Source organism: Enterobacter sp. DTU_2021_1002640_1_SI_PRY_ASU_LCPMC_013 (genome assembly GCF_032389435.1).
Classification (GTDB): domain Bacteria; phylum Pseudomonadota; class Gammaproteobacteria; order Enterobacterales; family Enterobacteriaceae; genus Enterobacter; species Enterobacter hormaechei_C.
Genome location: NZ_CP135594.1, coordinates 4,790,359 through 4,807,214, shown reverse-complemented (window position 1 = coordinate 4,807,214; position 16,856 = coordinate 4,790,359). Strand labels below are relative to the sequence as shown.

At 55.4% G+C, this 16,856-nt stretch carries 14 protein-coding genes; 6 read left to right on the top strand and 8 right to left on the bottom strand.

Annotated features, from left to right (window positions below; all coding sequences use genetic code 11):
- Positions 1-19 precede the first annotated feature (19 nt).
- From fdhE to fdnG, 4 genes are read right to left on the bottom strand one after another with little or no spacing between them, the layout of a single operon-like run.
- The gene (gene fdhE / locus RS584_RS22950) at positions 20-949 is read right to left on the bottom strand and encodes a formate dehydrogenase accessory protein FdhE (RefSeq protein ID WP_003861956.1); all 930 of its coding nucleotides are present in this window, start codon (positions 947-949) and stop codon (positions 20-22) included.
- Entirely contained in the window at positions 946-1,581 is a 636-nt protein-coding gene (fdoI, locus tag RS584_RS22945; protein ID WP_003861958.1) for a formate dehydrogenase cytochrome b556 subunit, read from the bottom strand. The genes fdhE and fdoI overlap by 4 nt, the downstream gene beginning before the upstream one ends.
- A complete protein-coding gene (fdxH, locus tag RS584_RS22940; protein ID WP_006179127.1) occupies positions 1,578-2,480 on the bottom strand; it encodes a formate dehydrogenase subunit beta in 903 nt (300 codons plus the stop codon). The genes fdoI and fdxH overlap by 4 nt, the downstream gene beginning before the upstream one ends.
- A 12-nt stretch (positions 2,481-2,492) precedes the next feature.
- Complete coding sequence (gene fdnG, locus RS584_RS22935; RefSeq protein ID WP_193041436.1) at positions 2,493-5,543, bottom strand: formate dehydrogenase-N subunit alpha; 3,051 nt, start codon at positions 5,541-5,543, stop codon at positions 2,493-2,495.
- Between the two features lie 371 nt (positions 5,544-5,914).
- Between fdnG and fdhD the strand changes: the two genes are divergently transcribed.
- The 6 genes from fdhD (at position 5,915) to RS584_RS22905 (ending at position 12,053) form a co-directional block, all read left to right on the top strand.
- Positions 5,915-6,751, top strand: a complete 837-nt coding sequence (fdhD, locus tag RS584_RS22930) for a formate dehydrogenase accessory sulfurtransferase FdhD (protein WP_315748704.1) — start codon at positions 5,915-5,917, stop codon at positions 6,749-6,751.
- A gap of 114 nt (positions 6,752-6,865) precedes the next feature.
- On the top strand, positions 6,866-7,078 hold the full coding sequence (locus RS584_RS22925) for a DUF1471 domain-containing protein (RefSeq protein ID WP_003861966.1): 213 nt from the start codon (positions 6,866-6,868) through the stop codon (positions 7,076-7,078).
- A 464-nt stretch (positions 7,079-7,542) separates the two neighbouring features.
- The gene (locus RS584_RS22920) at positions 7,543-8,250 is read left to right on the top strand and encodes a DUF1120 domain-containing protein (protein WP_032651996.1); all 708 of its coding nucleotides are present in this window, start codon (positions 7,543-7,545) and stop codon (positions 8,248-8,250) included.
- Positions 8,251-8,326: 76 nt separating this feature from the next.
- Positions 8,327-9,013 carry a fimbria/pilus chaperone family protein gene (locus RS584_RS22915; RefSeq protein ID WP_315748702.1) on the top strand — a complete coding sequence of 229 codons (687 nt, stop codon included), beginning with the start codon at positions 8,327-8,329 and terminating at the stop codon, positions 9,011-9,013.
- Between the two features lie 26 nt (positions 9,014-9,039).
- Positions 9,040-11,463, top strand: coding sequence for a fimbrial biogenesis usher protein (locus RS584_RS22910; RefSeq protein WP_315748701.1), 2,424 nt, complete (start codon positions 9,040-9,042; stop codon positions 11,461-11,463).
- On the top strand, positions 11,454-12,053 hold the full coding sequence (locus RS584_RS22905) for a hypothetical protein (RefSeq protein WP_315748700.1): 600 nt from the start codon (positions 11,454-11,456) through the stop codon (positions 12,051-12,053). The genes RS584_RS22910 and RS584_RS22905 overlap by 10 nt, the downstream gene beginning before the upstream one ends.
- Before the next feature lie 42 nt (positions 12,054-12,095).
- Here the strand turns inward: RS584_RS22905 and RS584_RS22900 are convergent, their stop codons facing one another.
- Genes RS584_RS22900 through RS584_RS22885 form a run of 4 tightly spaced genes read right to left on the bottom strand, consistent with a single transcriptional unit; the run spans position 12,096 to position 16,801 of the window.
- Positions 12,096-13,838, bottom strand: coding sequence for a putative frv operon regulatory protein (locus RS584_RS22900; RefSeq protein ID WP_315748699.1), 1,743 nt, complete (start codon positions 13,836-13,838; stop codon positions 12,096-12,098).
- Between the two features lie 9 nt (positions 13,839-13,847).
- Positions 13,848-14,909, bottom strand: coding sequence for an aminopeptidase (locus RS584_RS22895; protein ID WP_315748697.1), 1,062 nt, complete (start codon positions 14,907-14,909; stop codon positions 13,848-13,850).
- Positions 14,899-16,344: a PTS fructose-like transporter subunit IIBC gene (locus tag RS584_RS22890; protein ID WP_315748695.1), complete on the bottom strand. Its 1,446-nt coding sequence runs from the start codon at positions 16,342-16,344 to the stop codon at positions 14,899-14,901. The genes RS584_RS22895 and RS584_RS22890 overlap by 11 nt, the downstream gene beginning before the upstream one ends.
- A gap of 10 nt (positions 16,345-16,354) precedes the next feature.
- Positions 16,355-16,801 (bottom strand): PTS fructose transporter subunit IIA, encoded by a 447-nt coding sequence (locus tag RS584_RS22885; protein ID WP_193041445.1) that lies wholly within the window; start codon positions 16,799-16,801, stop codon positions 16,355-16,357.
- Between the last annotated feature and the right edge of the window lie 55 nt (positions 16,802-16,856).

The following is a 16,856-nucleotide window of genomic DNA, read 5'->3' as shown; positions in this document are numbered from 1 at the left end:
CCGGCACTCTCACAGGAGATTACTCCCCTTCACCCGGGAACAGGAACGGGTTGATCGAGCTGCGGGCAAAGCCCTCCTGCTCCATCTTCGCGTCCAGAATCAGCGAGGCGAGATCGTCGGCCACGGCTTCGACTTTCGGGTCTTTTTCCTGATACAGAATCTTCAGGTAGGTCCCGCAGTCGCCGCAGCTCTCCGCTTTCACCGCCGCGTCTTCATTTTCCAGCGACCAGTAGTTCAGATCGCGGGTCTGTTCGCAGTTGCTGCACTTGATGCGCACCACGTGCCACTCGGTTTCACACAGGTTGCAGTGCAGGTAGCGCAGCCCCTGAGTGGTGCCGATTTGCACCATGCTGGAGACCGGCATTGAACCACACACCGGGCAGAACTGGCGCGCTTCGCCGTATTCGGCGCGGGCTTTACCTGGAATCAGGCTCGCCATTTGCGCCCAGTAGAGCGACAGCGCAGCCCAGATGAACGGCGCTTTATCGCTGCTCACCAGTGAGAAGTCGGAAGCAAACAGCGCGCTCGCCATCTCTTCCAGCTCCTGATCGGAGGCTTTTTCCAGGTTCTCAATAACTGCCAGTGCCGTGCCGCTCATCTCGGGCTTCAGCTCGGCGATCAGGGAATGCAGCAGCTTATGCCAGTGCTTGTCGCGCGGCAGGACGTGAATATCCAGCGGCGGTTTGCCCTGCTCATTGGCTTCCTTGATGCGTGCGGTCAGGTCCATTTGCAGCGGATGGTCGTACAGCACCACTTCCTGCGCATGGGCGACCAGCGCGGCAAAACGCAGAAAATCGCCCAGCGGGTTGTTCTCTGCCAGCTCGCGCAGACGCTCTGCGCGGCGGTTGTAGAGGTTCTTGAGTCTGGGGAATAACAACGGCGGAATATACTCCGCCGTACGTTTCTCGCTCGACCCCAGCTCATCTTGCGGGATTATGCGAATACTCATTCAGATGACTTTTCCTGTTTCTGGCGGACTTCTCGGTACCAGCGCGGGTGATGTTTCTTCGCCCACGTTTTGGTGACCCAGCCTTCCACCATCGCGGTAATGGTGCCTTTCACCCAGAGGGCGGCGTAAATATGCACCATGATAACCACAATTAACGCCACTGCGGCAAATGAATGCAGCATTAGCGCAAATCGGATCACCGGGATTGAGAAAGCAGGCGCAAAGTACGGACGCCAGATGATCACGCCGCTCACCAGCAACAGGACCAGGAAGATAATCGCCGCCCAGAATACGCATTTCTGGCCGAAGTTATAACGCCCGGTATCACCCACTTCCTCGTTGACGACGATCTTACGAATATTCTTCGCCCAAAAGATATCATCCCGATTGATTAGGTTATGGTGCCAGTAACGGAAAAACATGATGATGAACGACGCGAACATGATGACGCCCACAAACGGGTGCAGTATACGCGCCAGCTGTGGTGTCCCCATGATCTGCATCAGCCAGTTGAAGGACGGGAAGAAGAACCCCAGCCCGCTTATCGCCGCCAGCATGAAGCAGAAGGCGGTGACCCAGTGGTTGATGCGTTCCGGCGCGGTGTAGCGCACGATGGTGTCACGTTTTCTCATTTGCGCACCTCGTCTTTCTCTTCATGCAGGTTGTCGTCTTCCTCTTCCGCACGGTTCGGACCAACGCCGACGTAGTGGAAGATGCTCGCTGCGAAGGTGGCCGCAAAACCGACCGCGGCCAGCGGTTTCCAGATGCCTTTCCAGAACTTCACGGTGGCGCTGATTTCCGGGTTCTCCGGCAGGCCGTGATACAGATTCGGCTTGTCGGCGTGGTGCAGCACGTACATCACGTGCGTACCGCCAACGCCTGACGGATCGTACAGGCCCGCGTTATCGTAACCACGGGTTTTCAGCTCGCCCACGCGCTCTGCCGCCAGCGTTTTCATATCTTCTTTGGAGCCAAAGTGGATAGCGCCGGTTGGACAGGTCTTCACGCACGCTGGCTCCTGGCCGACATTTACGCGGTCAACGCACAGCGTACATTTGTAGACGCGGTTGTCTTCCGGGTTCAGTCGCGGCACGTCAAACGGACAGCCCGCGATGCAGTAGCCGCAGCCAATACACTGCTCGGACTGGAAGTCGACGATGCCGTTGGCATACTGAATGATAGCCCCTTCTGACGGACACGCCTTCAGGCAGCCCGGATCCGCACAGTGCATACAGCCATCTTTGCGGATAAGCCATTCCAGTTTGTCGTTCTGCTCCACTTCCGAGAAACGCATTACCGTCCAGGACTTGGCGGTCAGGTCCGCCGGGTTGTCGTACACCCCGACGTTGTGACCCACTTCGTCACGGATGTCGTTCCACTCTGAACAGGCCACCTGACAGGCTTTACAGCCGATACAGGTGGTCACGTCGATAAGCTTCGCCACTTCCTGCTGGTGGTCCCGCGCCTGAGGCGCGGGCGTGAAACTGTTTGTCGCGGAACGACGGATAATGTCTTGAGATTGATAAGCCATAAGTCGTCTCCGTTACACCTTTTCCACGTTCACGAGGAAGGCCTTAAACTCTGGCGTCTGCGTGTTCGCATCACCGACGAACGGCGTCAGGGTGTTCGCAATGAACCCTTTCTTCGCCACGCCCTCATAGCCCCAGTGAATTGGGATGCCGATGGTATCCACCTGCTGACCGTGAACGTTCAGCGTGCGAATACGCTTGGTCACCACCGCCTTGGCTTTGATGTAGCCGCGGTTAGAGGAGACCTTCACGGTATCGCCATGGGCAATGCCGAGTTTGTTCGCCAGCTTCTCGCCGATCTCCACAAACTGTTCCGGCTGCGCGATGGCATTCAGCAGCGCGTGCTTGGTCCAGTAGTGGAAGTGCTCGGTCAGACGGTAAGTGGTGCCGACATACGGGAACTTGTCCTTTTTACCCAGCGCTTCAAAATCGCCCTTGAAGATACGGGCTGCCGGGTTAGAGACCACGTTCGGGTGCAGCGGGTTAGTACCCAGCGGCGTCTCAAATGGCTCGTAGTGTTCCGGGAACGGACCTTCCGCCATCTTATCGATAGCAAACAGACGGCCCATCCCTTCAGGCTGCATGATAAACGGCCCGACATCGCTGCCTGGTGCGGCAGTGCTGTAGTCCGGAATATCCACGCCGCCCCATTTCGCGCCGTCCCATTTCAGCAGCTGACGCTTCGGATCCCACGGGTTGCCCTGCGGGTCAGCAGAGGCGCGGTTATAGAGGATGCGGCGGTTAAGCGGCCATGCCCATGCCCAGCCCAGCGTATTGCCGAGGCCCGACGGGTCGGCGTTATCGCGGTTGGCCATCTGGTTGCCTTTCGGCGTCCAGCTACCGGCAAAGATCCAGCAGCCGCTGGAGGTCGTACCGTCATCGCGCAGGTGCGCAAAGGTGCTGAGCTGATCGCCTTTCTTCGCCAGCACCGCACCGGTCGCCGGGTCGATAACGTCCGCCAGCGCCTTACCGTTGCTCTCCATCGCCACTTCTTCCGGCGCAGGGTTTTCCGGCGTCGAGTAGTTCCAGGTCATGTTCAGCACCGGCTCAGGCGTTGCGCCGCCTTCAGCCGCGTACATTTTACGCAGACGTAAGAAGATACCGGCCAGGATCTCGCCGTCGTTCAAGGCGATGCCCGGGGCATCCGCGCCTTTCCAGTGCCACTGCAACCAGCGGCCGGAGTTGACGATAGACCCGTTCTCTTCCGCGAAGCAGGTAGACGGCAGACGGAACACTTCAGTCTGAATCTTCGACGGATCGACATCGTTCGACTCACCGTGGTTCTGCCAGAACGTTGATGTTTCGGTATTGAGCGGGTCAATCGTCACCAGGAACTTCAGCTTCGACAGAGACTCGACAACCTTGTTCTTGTTCGGGAACGACGCCACCGGGTTAAAGCCCTGGCACAGATAGCCGTTCACCTTGCCCTGGTGCATCATTTCGAAGTACTGAAGTACGTCGTAACCTTTGTCCCACTTCGGCAGCCAGTCAAAGCCCCAGCTGTTTTCCGCCGTCGCCTTGTCGCCGTAGAAGGCTTTCATCAGCGAGACGAAGAACTTCGGATAGTTGCCCCAGTAGTTCACCTGGCCTTCGAGCAGCGGTTTTGGCGTGCTGGCCGTCAGGTAGGTTTGCAGGTCGGTCTGTTTCTCGCTCGGCAGGTTCATGTAACCCGTCAGGCTCTGAGACAGCAGGCCGAGGTCGGTCAGACCCTGAATGTTGGAGTGACCGCGCAGGGCGTTCACACCGCCGCCTGCCATCCCCATGTTGCCGAGGAGCAGCTGAACCATCGCCATGGTGCGGATGTTCTGCGCGCCGATGGAGTGCTGCGTCCAGCCGAGCGCATACAGGAACGACGCGGTTTTATCTTTCGCGCTGGTTTCCGCAATCAGCTCGCACACCTTCAGGAAATCCGCTTTCGGCGTCCCACAGATGTTTTCGACAACCTCCGGCGTGTAGCGGGAAACGTGCTCTTTCAGCAGGTTCCACACGCAGCGAGGGTGTTGCAGGGTGGTGTCGCGCTTCGCAAAGCCGTTTTCGTCCAGCTCGTAGTTCCAGCTGGTTTTGTCGTATTTGCGTTTTTCGGCGTCATAACCGCTGAACAGGCCATCTTCGAAGTGGTAATCCTCACGCACGATCAGGCTGGCGTTGGTATAGGCTTCGGTGTACTCGCGGTTATATTTTTCGTTGGTCATCAGGTACAGCAATACGCCTGACAGGAAAGTGATGTCAGTACCTGAACGAATAGGGGTGTAGAAATCCGCCACTGACGCTGTACGCGTAAAGCGGGGATCGATCACAATCAGCTTCGCGCCGTTGTGGATTTTGGCTTCCATCGCCCAGCGGAACCCGACAGGGTGCGCTTCAGCGGCGTTACCGCCCATCACCACAATGAGGTTGGCGTTTTTGATGTCGACCCAGTGGTTGGTCATCGCACCGCGACCAAATGTTGGAGCAAGACTTGCTACCGTTGGTCCGTGTCAGACACGCGCCTGGTTGTCGACCGCGAGCATACCGAGTGCGCGCGTAAATTTCTGGGTTAAATAGCCGGTTTCGTTACTCGACGCTGAAGCACACAGCATGCCGGTGGAGAGCCAGCGGTTAACGGTGGTGCCTTCGGCATTCTTCGCGATAAAGTTGGCATCGCGGTCTTCTTTCATCAGTTTAGCGATGCGATCGAACGCTTCTTCCCAGCTGATTTGCTGCCATTTGTCAGAGCCGGGAGCGCGATACTCAGGAAACTTCAGGCGGCTTTCGGAGTGGATAAAATCTACCAGACCGGCCCCTTTCGGACACAGCGCACCACGGTTGACCGGGTGATCCGGATCGCCTTCGATGTGGAAAATGGATGCTTTGGCGTTTTTCGCACCGTCGCCGAGGCTATACATTAACAGCCCACAGCCGACGGAGCAGTACGTACAGGTGTTACGGGTTTCGCGGGTGCGCAGCAGTTTATACTGCCGTGTTTCCGCCAGCGCTACACCGGGCGCAAAGCCCAGTGCCGCCGCCGTGGTGCCTGCCATACCGCCAGCGCAGATCTTAAAGAACTGCCTTCTGCTGACCTGCATGGGTCACTCCTTGGTTCATTACGACATTGCTATGTAGTTTTACTTTGCGGTTGAGAATTAACCGCAAAGGAGAAAAATTTGCATTAATCCCTCATTTCTCCGAGGGATAAGCCCAGAATACCACAATGTCGGTACGCCTGTTCTAACGTGGTTAAAACAAAGTGAACGTATTATCACGGTATTGATTATAAAATGTGATATCAATCACATTTTATCCTGTGCATGTTAAAGAGGTGTAGCAGCTGATCGGTTGCACCCCTCCGTATTGAGTAGGAGAATGGTTGCTGAAAAGTTGATCCATACTATGCGTAAGGCCTGCCGTTTGTGTTGCAATAGCAGGCTCACTTCCGTGGTTGTTCAGGAATACCGTTGTGTCTAAACAAAACCGTGTTGCCCACGCGTCGCCACTGCCTGCGGGCATTGTGGAACTGTCGGTACACAGACCGCCTCACATTTCACATGCCACGCCGGATTTTCTGGCGGAAGAGGTCCCCGTTGCCCTGGTTTACAACGGGATTTCGCATGTGGTGATGATGGCCTCGCCGAAAGATCTGGAGCTGTTCGCCATAGGTTTTTCCCTCTCGGAAGGCATCATTGCGCATCCGCAGGAGATCTACGGTATGGATGTGGTTCAGGCCTGTAATGGTCTTGAAGTGCAAATCGAACTCTCCAGCCGCCGCTTTATGGGGCTGAAAGAGCGCCGCCGGGCACTGGCCGGACGTACCGGCTGCGGCGTGTGTGGCGTTGAACAGCTTAACGATATCGGTAAGCCCGTCGCGCCGCTGCCGTTTACCCAGTCCTTCAACCTCGGTAACCTCGACAAAGCCCTGGAGCACCTCAATGATGTCCAGCCCATAGGTCAGCTGAGCGGCTGTACACATGCTGCGGCGTGGGTGCTCCCGTCGGGCGAGATCGTCGGAGGTCATGAAGATGTGGGCCGCCATGTGGCGCTGGATAAGCTGCTGGGCCGTCGCGCGCGTGAAGATGCCGTCTGGCAGCAAGGGGCCGCGCTCGTTTCGAGCCGCGCCAGCTATGAAATGGTGCAGAAAGCGGCCATGTGCGGCGTGGAGATCCTGTTTGCGGTGTCGGCTGCGACAACGCTGGCGGTCGAAGTGGCAGAGCGCTGCAACCTGACGCTGGTGGGGTTCTGCAAGCCGGGCAGGGCGACAATTTACACCCATCCGCAGCGATTAATTGTTAATCAGTAATTTTGAATGATTATAGCAAATCCTTCCGCTTTTAGTTGTTCATGATGAGGGCTAGTATTTATTTCATCAAGGCACGGTGCCTTATCTAAACAACTTAACGAAAAGGTTTATTTCATGAAAAGCATCAAAACTTTTGTCGCTGTAATCGCTCTGGCTACTTCTTTCGGTTCTTTCGCTGCGCAGACTGTGACTGCATCCGCCTCTACCCTTGATGGCGCAGAAGCTAAAATCGCCGCACAGGCTCAGGAAGCGGGCGCGTCATCCTACAAAATTACCCAGGCATTCACCGGTAACCGCGTACACATGACCGCTGAACTGAACAAATAAGTCATATAGCCGCTGTCCCTTGCTTTTCGGAGCAGGGACAGGTTTCATTCATCTTCCTTCTGCTTAATTTTCTTTTGACTCCTCCCAAAACAGTCATATCCTCCTGGATAAACCTTATTAACTAAATAAAATAAGTAAGAATCCGCTTTTTAATGTGACTTTTGTTTAAAAAACAACAATCCCATAAGTATATTAAATAAATGGTCTGGCCAGTTGATTCCTTGTATTTATTCAATGAATGTTTTTGGCGGTTGCATTCGGTTATTTTAAGTTTCATATATAAAATATTTATTATTGATCTTGAGATTTAAGGAATTCCTCAGGCTCTAATCCTAAAACGTTTTGGGGTTATTGATCTGAGCTATCTGTAATGCTACTTTCTAAAACAATGTTTAGTAGTACCCCCTTAGGCCAAATATTAATTATTTGGCATATTTTGTATTTCACTTTTATAAGGAAATTAAATGAACGCGATGTTTAAAAAAGGAATGCTGGCGTCCGCGCTGGCTGTCGTGGCGTCCTCTGCTCTGGCAGCTTCCAGTGTTGATATTCAGGTGACGGGTAAAATCGTCCCCTCTTCCTGTACGCCTACATTTATTAGCGGTGGTGGTATTGCCGATTATGGCACGATAAGTGCGTCTTCACTGAATTCCACTTCGGCTACACCATTGGCGGATGTTAAAATTATTCCTGTTTCCATTACCTGTGAAGAGGCCACCCGCATTGCAGTAACGTTTAATGATGCCCATGCAGACTCAGGACCAACTCAAGTTTTGCCGACCAGTTTTATTGATACGGAATTTGGGAGAGAGGCGTACCAAACCGCCGGGCTGGGTATGTACAATGGTAAGAAAATTGGTGCCTACTCATTAGGGATTCAGCTTACGAAAGGCGCTGTCACGAATGACGCAGGCGATGAACTGTATCCTACTGCATCGCGCGATAACGGAACAACGTGGGCAACAACAGGCGGACAGCGCTATTTAAAAGTAAACACAGACAAAAGCGAATTATATTCCTTCAGTGACACATTGGGCGGCACGCCTGTCGCACAAACCAAGGTTAACTTTAATGTGGGTGTCGCCGCGATGATTAACCCAACCGATGATTTAAATATCACGGATGAAGCCACCCTGGACGGCTTAACCAACGTTGAGCTGGTTTATCTGTAATCGCACCCGCGCATCATGAAATACCTGACACCCCACTCCGGCGGGGTGTCATTACCAATATTAATGGACTAATATTATGCTGCTTTTAAAGAGAACGCTGATCTGTGCCTGCCTGCTGGCCTCATTCAACGGTATGGCTGCCGGGATGGTGCCGGATACCTCGCTGCTTATTGTCAATGAAGACAAGCAGGGGGCCAGCATGGATGTTAAAAACACGGATGCTGAAGCACAGCTGCTGTACACCAAAATTATTGATCTCCCGGACGACCCCAAGCCGGGCCTGTTTGCCACGCAGCCGGTCGTGCGCGTCGATGCAGGTAAAACCCAGCGCGTGCGTTTTGTGTTGAAAAGCAGCGCTGAGCCTCTGAAGGTGGAACATTTCAAGCGTGTCATTTTTACCGCTATCCCTCAGCGTGAAAAAAACAAAGTTAAAGTGGTGTTTAGCCAGAACCTTCCTGTCATTATTCACCCGGCTGGACTGGCAGTAAATATTGAACCCTGGAAGGATCTCACCTGGCAGATTAAAAATGGAAACGTCACGGTTGAAAATAATACGCCTTATGTCGTCCGACTGGAGCAAAAGGTGAAATTAATGGCCTCGGGTACGATCGCGACATTAGCTAAGACTTACATTCTTCCTGGCGAAAAAATGATGGCCAGCGCCCCAGCCAAAATATCAGCATCCGAAAAACAAATCGAAATCTATCCGGCAACGCGTTATGGCTACAAGGCAGGGAATTATATCGCCGACCTTCAGCAATAAAATCACTTAACAAACATGGAGTAGTTATGTTAAACGGTTCCTGTAAAAAGGGAATGCTCGTGTTTTGCCTTAGCGTGCTGGCATTTAATATTCGGGCTGAGATTTCCTCTAATGCGAATGAATCTCTGGAACTGGCGCGAGCCATATTTGACAGCGATGCTTTAAAAAATAACGGGCTTGATCCGGCCATTGCGGATTACTATTCCCTCACTCCCCGTTTTACCCCTGGCTACCATAATGTGACGGTTAATATTAATGGTAAGCAGCGCAATATTATGCCCGTGAAATTTGATGAGGAAGGAACGCCCTGTATTGATAAAGCGTTTCTGGAAAACGCGGGCCTGATTAAACAGACGAAAAGAGGCACCTGCCCGAAGATTTATCACTACTGGTCCGGATCAACGATTCAGACTTCGCCGGATATTGATGAAATATCGGTTGTTGTACCGCCTGAAGCGATCGACCCTGATTATGGCCGACAGTTCGCCGAGGTGCGTGGCGGACGTGCAGCTCTGCTGAATTACTCTATGTTCGGCACGCATAACCGATACGATGGTGATAACGCTGACCGTTTCCAGTCGACCTTTGAGATGGGCTTTAACGCCGGGGACTGGATTGTGCGCAGCACGCAGTTCATTAGCGACGGCAGCGATCAGGATTTCGATGTCGAGTCCCTTTATACCTATGCCCAGCGTACCTTTACCGATTATGGCGTGATGGTGCAGGGCGGCCAGATTAACATCGCCAACAGTCGCTTCAGTATTCCGGGAATTTACGGGGTCCAGATGATGCCGGATACCGCGCTCTCGCCTCAGGCAGGGACGGGCATCGAAGTCAGCGGTATTGCCCGTAATCCGCAGGCACGCGTCGATATCCGCCAGGGCGGACAGCTCATCTACTCAACGCTGGTTCCCGCTGGGCCATTTAGCCTGGACGACGTGCCGCTGGCAAACCTCAACACCGACCTGAACGTAACGGTCACCGAGACAGACGGCAGCGAAAACCGGTTTACCGTTTCGGCGAGCACATTCCGCAGCAACCACGTGGGCCGCGCCCCGGGCTTTACGCTGGCGATGGGACGCGTTGAAGACATGGACTCACGTTTCGAAAACCCGTGGGTGGTGTCCGCCAACAACGGCTGGTCTGTCAACAAGCGTGTCAATTTCCTGGCCGGTATGGTGATGGCGGATAACCACTATTACGGTTTTTCTGGCAACCTGGATACGGTTCCGGTACAGAACCTATATGCATCGCTCGGTTTTCTGGCGTCGATAGACAACCAGACGCAAACGGACGGCAACAAAACGACGCTGGATCTGGGTTACTCCCTGCCGTGGGGCATTGGGCTTTCGCTGGGCGGCAGCTATGGCACACCGGACTACCGCGAGATGACGGAACTTTACGGCGACGATGACGATATATCGCAAACCAAATACGACACCAGCGTCGGTATCAACTGGTCGAGTACCACGCTGGGCCGCTTTTCCCTCAGCTATTATCGCAACGAGAGCTGGAACAGCGATTATGACAGCCGCCGGTTTATCTCGTCGTGGTCACAGACTTTTAAATACTTCAACGTGAGCGTGAACTGGGAGTCGGATGTTAGCCGGCACGACAGCAGCGACAACGATCAGTTTTACGTTAACGTGTCGATCCCGCTGGGACGCTCAGGCGTGACAACCAGCTCCTGGTATCGCGAAAGCGAAGGTAAGCGTTCCTATGGCACGCGGGCGATGGGCTCGCTCAACGCTGAGAACCAGTACACGGTGGGGGTCACTCAGGACCAGGAAGAGAACACCACCAGCTGGGACAGCTCGCTGAACAGTAATCTGCATTACACCAACCTGGCGCTGGCGGCAGGAGGGGATAACGACAGCAACACCAACTACTCAGCAGCGTTAAGCGGCGGGATTGTCGCCCACAGCGACGGGGTGACCTTCTCGCCTTATCGCGTGACCGATACGTACGCCATTGCCAGACTGGATAAACCGGTGGCTGGCATTGAGATAGACACCACACGCGGCGCGGTATGGACCGATAAATGGGGCCAGGTGATTATTCCCGCGCTGTCACCGTTCCGTGAAAGCACGATTGAGATCAACACGGAAAGCCTGCCAGGCAATCTGGACGTAAGAAATGGCAGAACGGCGATCAAAGCGTCTCATGGCGCTGTGGCGAAGTGGGAGTTTGCGACGTTAAGCCAGCGCCGCGTGCTGCTCAGTATACGCCGTGCGGACGGTACGCCGCTGCCGGAAGGCGTCTCGATTGTGGACGCGGCAGGGGAGTATGTGACGAGCGCGCCAGAAGACGGCGTGATCTTCCTGAACGATATCTCTGCCAGCCAGCAGCTGTATGCGAAGCTGGATGAGGGGCGTTGCAGGCTGACGTACACCCTGCCGGAGGCAGAACCGAATAAATTCTATGAAGAGGTGACAGGGAAATGTCTCTGAATAACGTTCGTCAATACGCGCTGATGCTTATGCTGCTCTGCGGCGCAGCGGGACTTTCAGGAATGGCGCAGGCCGAGGACGACACCTGTGAAATGATGTCGGCGGTGAAGAAAGTCGATTACGGGCGCTACCGTAAGGAGGATATGCGGCAGGCCTCTACTGAGCATGTGGGTAAAGTCTATAACGGTTATGCCTCGGTCACGCGCGAGTTTCAGGTTTCAGTCCTGTGTCCGGATGCGCGCAAAATGCGCATCTCCATTGACGGTGCTGCCCGACAGAACATGGCGTATCGCTTTACAGACAGCGGCGCGATGAAAATCGAATTTAAAGATGGGCGGGTGGATGGGAGCCCCGTGCAGCTGGCTGCGGTTGATATTGGTGCGGTCGCCGTTCAGGGGGGCGCATCACAGATTACGCTGAAGCCTGAAAAAGCACTGGCTGCGGTTAACGGCACGGAAGTGGCGGGTCAGCAGTTCACCGCCACCATGATGATTACGACCTATCTTTCTGACAAGGCATTTAGCGTTACCAACACCACGGATTTTAACGAGACGCTGACGCTTAACGTCGACACGCTCCCTGCGCGATAATCGTTCTGTCCCTGCTCTTCTGTGCAGGGACAGTTCCTTTCATCAGCGCAATAACGCAATAAATGTCTCGTAACTGTCCACACGGTCGATCTGCTGCGGCGAATGACTGCTTAACATGCCGGCCAGAAAACTAAATACTTTCAGCTCCTGCCGATTTTCCGCGCTGGCACAGGCGATAAGGGCGTGCTTCACGGGTTCGCTGTTCACGTAAAACGTGCGTTCCAGCGTAATAAAATATCCGCGAAATGGCCCGGCAGCCTCGCTCCAGCAGTGAGGGATCGCCACGTGGTTGACGATCAGGTTCTCGCCCTCCCGCTCGCGTTGGCCATTGCGCAGCGCCTCATCTCGGGTAATCAACTGCTTTTCAAAGAGCCGCGCGGTAACGGCAGCAATGACTTCATCCCAGCTTTCGCCGATGCGGTTCACGTAGTGAAAAGATCCCTCGGGCGGGAAAAAGCGTTCCGGCTGCTGGCGAATAAATGCCGAGGCCAAATAATCCTTAATCTGATCGATACCCGCCGCCGTGATGATGTTGCGGATAACCAGCACATTACGCAGAGCGTCATCCAGCAGAAAGTGGCTGTTATTCACAATCAGCGCCGGCTGGCTTTCGTCTGTCAGGGCCACAAGTTCATCGGGCGTGAAGGCGACAACGACGCGGCAGTTCATCACCTCTCGCTCAATGGCCATTTTATTGATGGTCGCAATGGCGTTTTGATCGGCAAGCAGAAAGATGGGCGTCCATGCGTTGTGGTGTCGCTCCAGTGCACAGGCGAAATAGAGTCCCGGCAGATCGCTGTCGATAAGCGGAATATCCATCTCCGCGCGCAACTGGTTGATAAATTTCACGCTCATATCAAACGCAGCAGGCCACGCGGCCTTAAGGTTATTCATGGAGCCGGGGCGGCTTTCCGGCAGCCAGTTTGGCATAGCCACGCAACGTTTCAGATGTGCGGTCAGGTCGTCTTTCAGTTGAGCGTCGATCACCTGCGGCTGCCCAACTGCGGACAGCCTCGCCAGCTGGCCGGCGACATACTCTGACGTGATACCGTTGGCGCGCTGCTGTAACCGATTGAGCGTGGTGGCGATGACGTTAATCACCGTCGGACTGAGCCAGATCCCTGTCCGCTCGCAGCAGTCGCGAAGCGCGCCAGACCCGGAGGCATCGGCTGAAACCGGAAGCTGCTGGCGCAGGGCGTATCCGGCCAGAACCATGCTGGCCCGATAATCTGCCTGAATATCCGGCCACGCCGTCAGGCTCTGACAGTGCGCGTGCAGCATGGATAAGGTTGCCGGGGCGATCCCCGCCAGCGGAAACGCCAGCGGATCTTTTTTGAACAGGTTAGCCAGCAGGATCAGGCGCTTATCCGGGTCGACATCAATGAAGTACCCGGCGCCGGGACGGCTGGCGAGCGGGAATGCGCGCGCATAGCGCTGCCGCAGGCGCGGCAGACGCTCAGCAATCCAGGCATCGGGAAGGTTTAGCGCATCCGCCAGCTGCGCGCGGGACATCACCGGGCGGATCAGCAGCAGCGCCAGCAGCCGGTCATCATTATCATGGCGCTGTAACAGTCGGAAATACTGTTTTCTGTCAGCAATATCCAGCTGGTACAGGGTGCTGCCCTTCGCCCTGATACGCGCTGTGCCGCTGAGGGTGAAATTGATGTAGTCGATATCACGCAGGATGGTGCGGGCAGAAACGCCGGTATGCTGGGCCAGGCCGCTGAGCGCCGCAGGCTGCGACTCCAGCGCATCGAGTAAAGCAAACTGACGTTCGTTGAGCATGGCGGGTCCTTAGCGAAAATCCGTTAGCGCGGCGACCTGCGTTTCATCAAGCGACATCAGCAGTTCATGCACCATGTTCAGCGCCGCGTCATAATCCTTTTGAGAGATCATACCGCTGTTGGCATGCAAATACCGTGTCGGCAGACAAAGCGCCACTACGGGCCGCCCGCCGCCCATCACGTTATATCTCCCGCCGTCGGTCGCGCCGGTTTTCATGGTGCTGAACTGTAGCGGGGCGCCTTTTTTTTCTGCACTTTGCCTGAGCAGCGCCACCAGCTTTTGACTGGCAAAGTAGCGTTTGTCGAACAGCATCACGCCGGGGCCGTCACCCACGTTTAGCGGATATTTAATGGCGTCGATGCCCGGTACGTCGCCTGCGACGGCGGTATCCAGCACAATGACTACGTCAGGCTTAATGCGCTCGGCGGAGGTTTGCGCCCCGCGTAAGCCCACCTCTTCCTCGACGCTGCCCACGCCGTACAGGGTGATATTCGGGTTGTTCACCGTCAGCAGCAGCTCGGCTATTAAGGCGCAGCCCACGCGGTTATCCAGCGCTTTGGCGACAATTTTGTCCTCGCCCCAGCGGGCAAAGTTCGCTTCCGGGCAGACGAAATCCCCCATTGCAATCCCGTATTTTTCCACCTCTTCGCGGCTGTTCGCGCCAATATCGATAAACATCTCATCAAATGTCATCGGCTGCTGCTTTTGCTTCTCGCTCAGCGCATGGGGCGCGACTGAGCCAATCACCCCCGGAATTTTTGCGCCGCTGCGGGTGCGAATTGTCACGCGATGGTTGAGCATCGACTGGCTCCACCAGCCGCCGAGGGTGTCGAAGCGGATAAATCCCGCCCCGGTGATGTGGGTGACCATAAAGCCCACTTCATCCATATGCCCGACAATCGCCACCTTCGGCCCGCGCGTGCCCTTGCGGGCGATAACGCTGCCCAGTCCATCGAAAGCGATCTCATCCGCATGGCCTTCAAGGGTGTCGATCAAAATATCCCGCGCTTCCTGTTCGTCGCCGCTGACCGCGCTGGCGTCGCAAAGGGATTTCAGTAAATCAATGTTCATGTGCCTTCTCCATACGGGCAGCTTTGCGCTTCAGCCACCCGCTTTTCAGAACGATAATCAATGCAATGTTCAGCGCCAGGCCGATGGCCAGCACCAGATAAAACGAGCCAGCCGGCGACATCAGGCCAATCAGAGGATCGAACACGCCAAGACCGGGTGCCAGGCGTTGAATACCAAACGAGATAGTGAGCATGCCCGCGATCCCTCCGCTCAGGGTATTTGCGGTCAGCATGGGTAGTGGGGCCGCCAGCGCATAAGGGATGGCCGGTTCGGTGGCGACGGTCGCGCCCACCACAATGGCGCTGCTGGCGGCCGCTTTTTCCTGTTCGGTAAACAGCTTCGGCGCCAGATAAGTGGCGATACCTGCGGCAACGGGTGGCATCAGCGCCACCACGCCGACGATGGCGTACCAGTCGTAGATATGTTTTTCCAGCAGCGAGAAGCAGAAGAACCACGCAGTTTTATTGACCGGACCGCCCATATCGAACGCCAGCATCGCGCCCACCAGGAAGGCCGCGCCGAGCTTCATCGACGGTGGTATGGTGTTGAGGAAATGCAGCAGGGCACCCATCAGATCGGACATTAGCGGCCCGACAACGTACCAGGTCAATACGCCAAACACCAACAGCGTCACGAACGGGATCAGCATCGAGCCCAGCAGCGGCTGCAACGCTTTCCCAAGCTTCAGCTTGCGAAACCACAGCACGAAGTAACCTATTGCCAGTCCCAGCACCACCGCGCCAAGGAACCCCGCGCCGGACTGCGTGCCCAATAGCCCTTTGTCGTTCGCCAGATAGCACACCAGAAAAGCCGGTGCGAAGGCGGGTTTATCGGCAATCGACAGGGCGATGTACGCGCCCATAATTGGGATCATAAAGGTGAAGCCCAGGTAACCGATCGATTCGACAACCCAGGTAAACGACGGTGCGCCTTTCGACATATCGCTGTAAGGCAAACCGAATTGCACCAGCATATTGGCGAGCGCTACCAGAATCCCCCCGCCGATAACGAACGGCAGCGCGGCAGAAACGCCCGCCATCAGATGGCTCATTACGCTGCCCTGTTGCACATCCTGTTTTCCCAGCTTCACGCTGCTATCGGTGGCGAAAAGCTGCGACTGCGTGGGTAAGTTATCAAATATGGCCTCTATGTTTTTCAGCGCCTGGGATATGGGGAGCTGATAAACCTGTTTACCGGCAAAGCGCGCGCGATCGTCGGCGCTCAGCCCGCGCCCGGTCGCCAGAATCACGTAGTCTGCGGCGCGGATAGCCTCGTTGCTCAGATGGTTTTCCACCCCGCTGGCGCCCTGCGTTTCAACCTGAATGCTATGCCCAAGCTCCTGGGCCTTTCGCTCCAGCGCTTCGGCGACCATATAGGTGTGCGCGATACCCGCCGGGCAGTTGGTGATGGCCACTAACCGTAACGACGTTCCCATTGTTTGCTCCTTATTCGCTCAGCGTCTGGTTGAGCAGGGTGAGGATCTGCTCCTGACCGCCCTGTTTGAGTTGTGAGATAAATTCGGGGTGAATAATCTTCCGGCACAAGGTGCCAATCAGCTTCACCTGCGCCTCTTCTCCCTGCTGCGGCACGCCAAGGCAGATCCAGCAGGTTGCTGCTTCGCCGTCGCTGGCCTTCCAGTCCACGCTGGAGGCTTTACGTGCGAACAGAACAAACGGTTGTATGACCACACGACTTTTACCGTGCGGCACGGCGACTCCGTTGCCGAAGCCGGTAGAGTGCAGTTTTTCGCGTAAAAGCAGCGTTTGTAAAAATGCGGCGCGGTCGGACACAAAGCCGTTTTGCCAGGCCATCTCCGCCAGCTGTTTCAGGATGGAATAGGGGCTGTTGCCCTGAATATTGAGATCGATACAAGCGGACGTCAGGTGCGCCATCGTTTCACTCCGTTGAGAATTGCGTAACCTGATTCTACGGGTGAGGCGATATAAG

Excerpts from the sequence above, each read along its gene's own strand:
- fdhE (WP_003861956.1), bottom strand. The coding sequence starts at position 949 with ATGAGTATTCGCATAATCCCGCAAGATGAGCTGGGGTCGAGCGAGAAA.
- fdoI (WP_003861958.1), bottom strand. The coding sequence starts at position 1,581 with ATGAGAAAACGTGACACCATCGTGCGCTACACCGCGCCGGAACGCATC.
- fdxH (WP_006179127.1), bottom strand. The coding sequence starts at position 2,480 with ATGGCTTATCAATCTCAAGACATTATCCGTCGTTCCGCGACAAACAGT.
- RS584_RS22925 (WP_003861966.1), top strand. The coding sequence starts at position 6,866 with ATGAAAAGCATCAAAACTTTTGTCGCTGTAATCGCTCTGGCTACTTCT.
- RS584_RS22920 (WP_032651996.1), top strand. The coding sequence starts at position 7,543 with ATGAACGCGATGTTTAAAAAAGGAATGCTGGCGTCCGCGCTGGCTGTC.
- RS584_RS22915 (WP_315748702.1), top strand. The coding sequence starts at position 8,327 with ATGCTGCTTTTAAAGAGAACGCTGATCTGTGCCTGCCTGCTGGCCTCA.
- RS584_RS22910 (WP_315748701.1), top strand. The coding sequence starts at position 9,040 with ATGTTAAACGGTTCCTGTAAAAAGGGAATGCTCGTGTTTTGCCTTAGC.
- RS584_RS22905 (WP_315748700.1), top strand. The coding sequence starts at position 11,454 with ATGTCTCTGAATAACGTTCGTCAATACGCGCTGATGCTTATGCTGCTC.
- RS584_RS22900 (WP_315748699.1), bottom strand. The coding sequence starts at position 13,838 with ATGCTCAACGAACGTCAGTTTGCTTTACTCGATGCGCTGGAGTCGCAG.
- RS584_RS22895 (WP_315748697.1), bottom strand. The coding sequence starts at position 14,909 with ATGAACATTGATTTACTGAAATCCCTTTGCGACGCCAGCGCGGTCAGC.
- RS584_RS22890 (WP_315748695.1), bottom strand. The coding sequence starts at position 16,344 with ATGGGAACGTCGTTACGGTTAGTGGCCATCACCAACTGCCCGGCGGGT.
- RS584_RS22885 (WP_193041445.1), bottom strand. The coding sequence starts at position 16,801 with ATGGCGCACCTGACGTCCGCTTGTATCGATCTCAATATTCAGGGCAAC.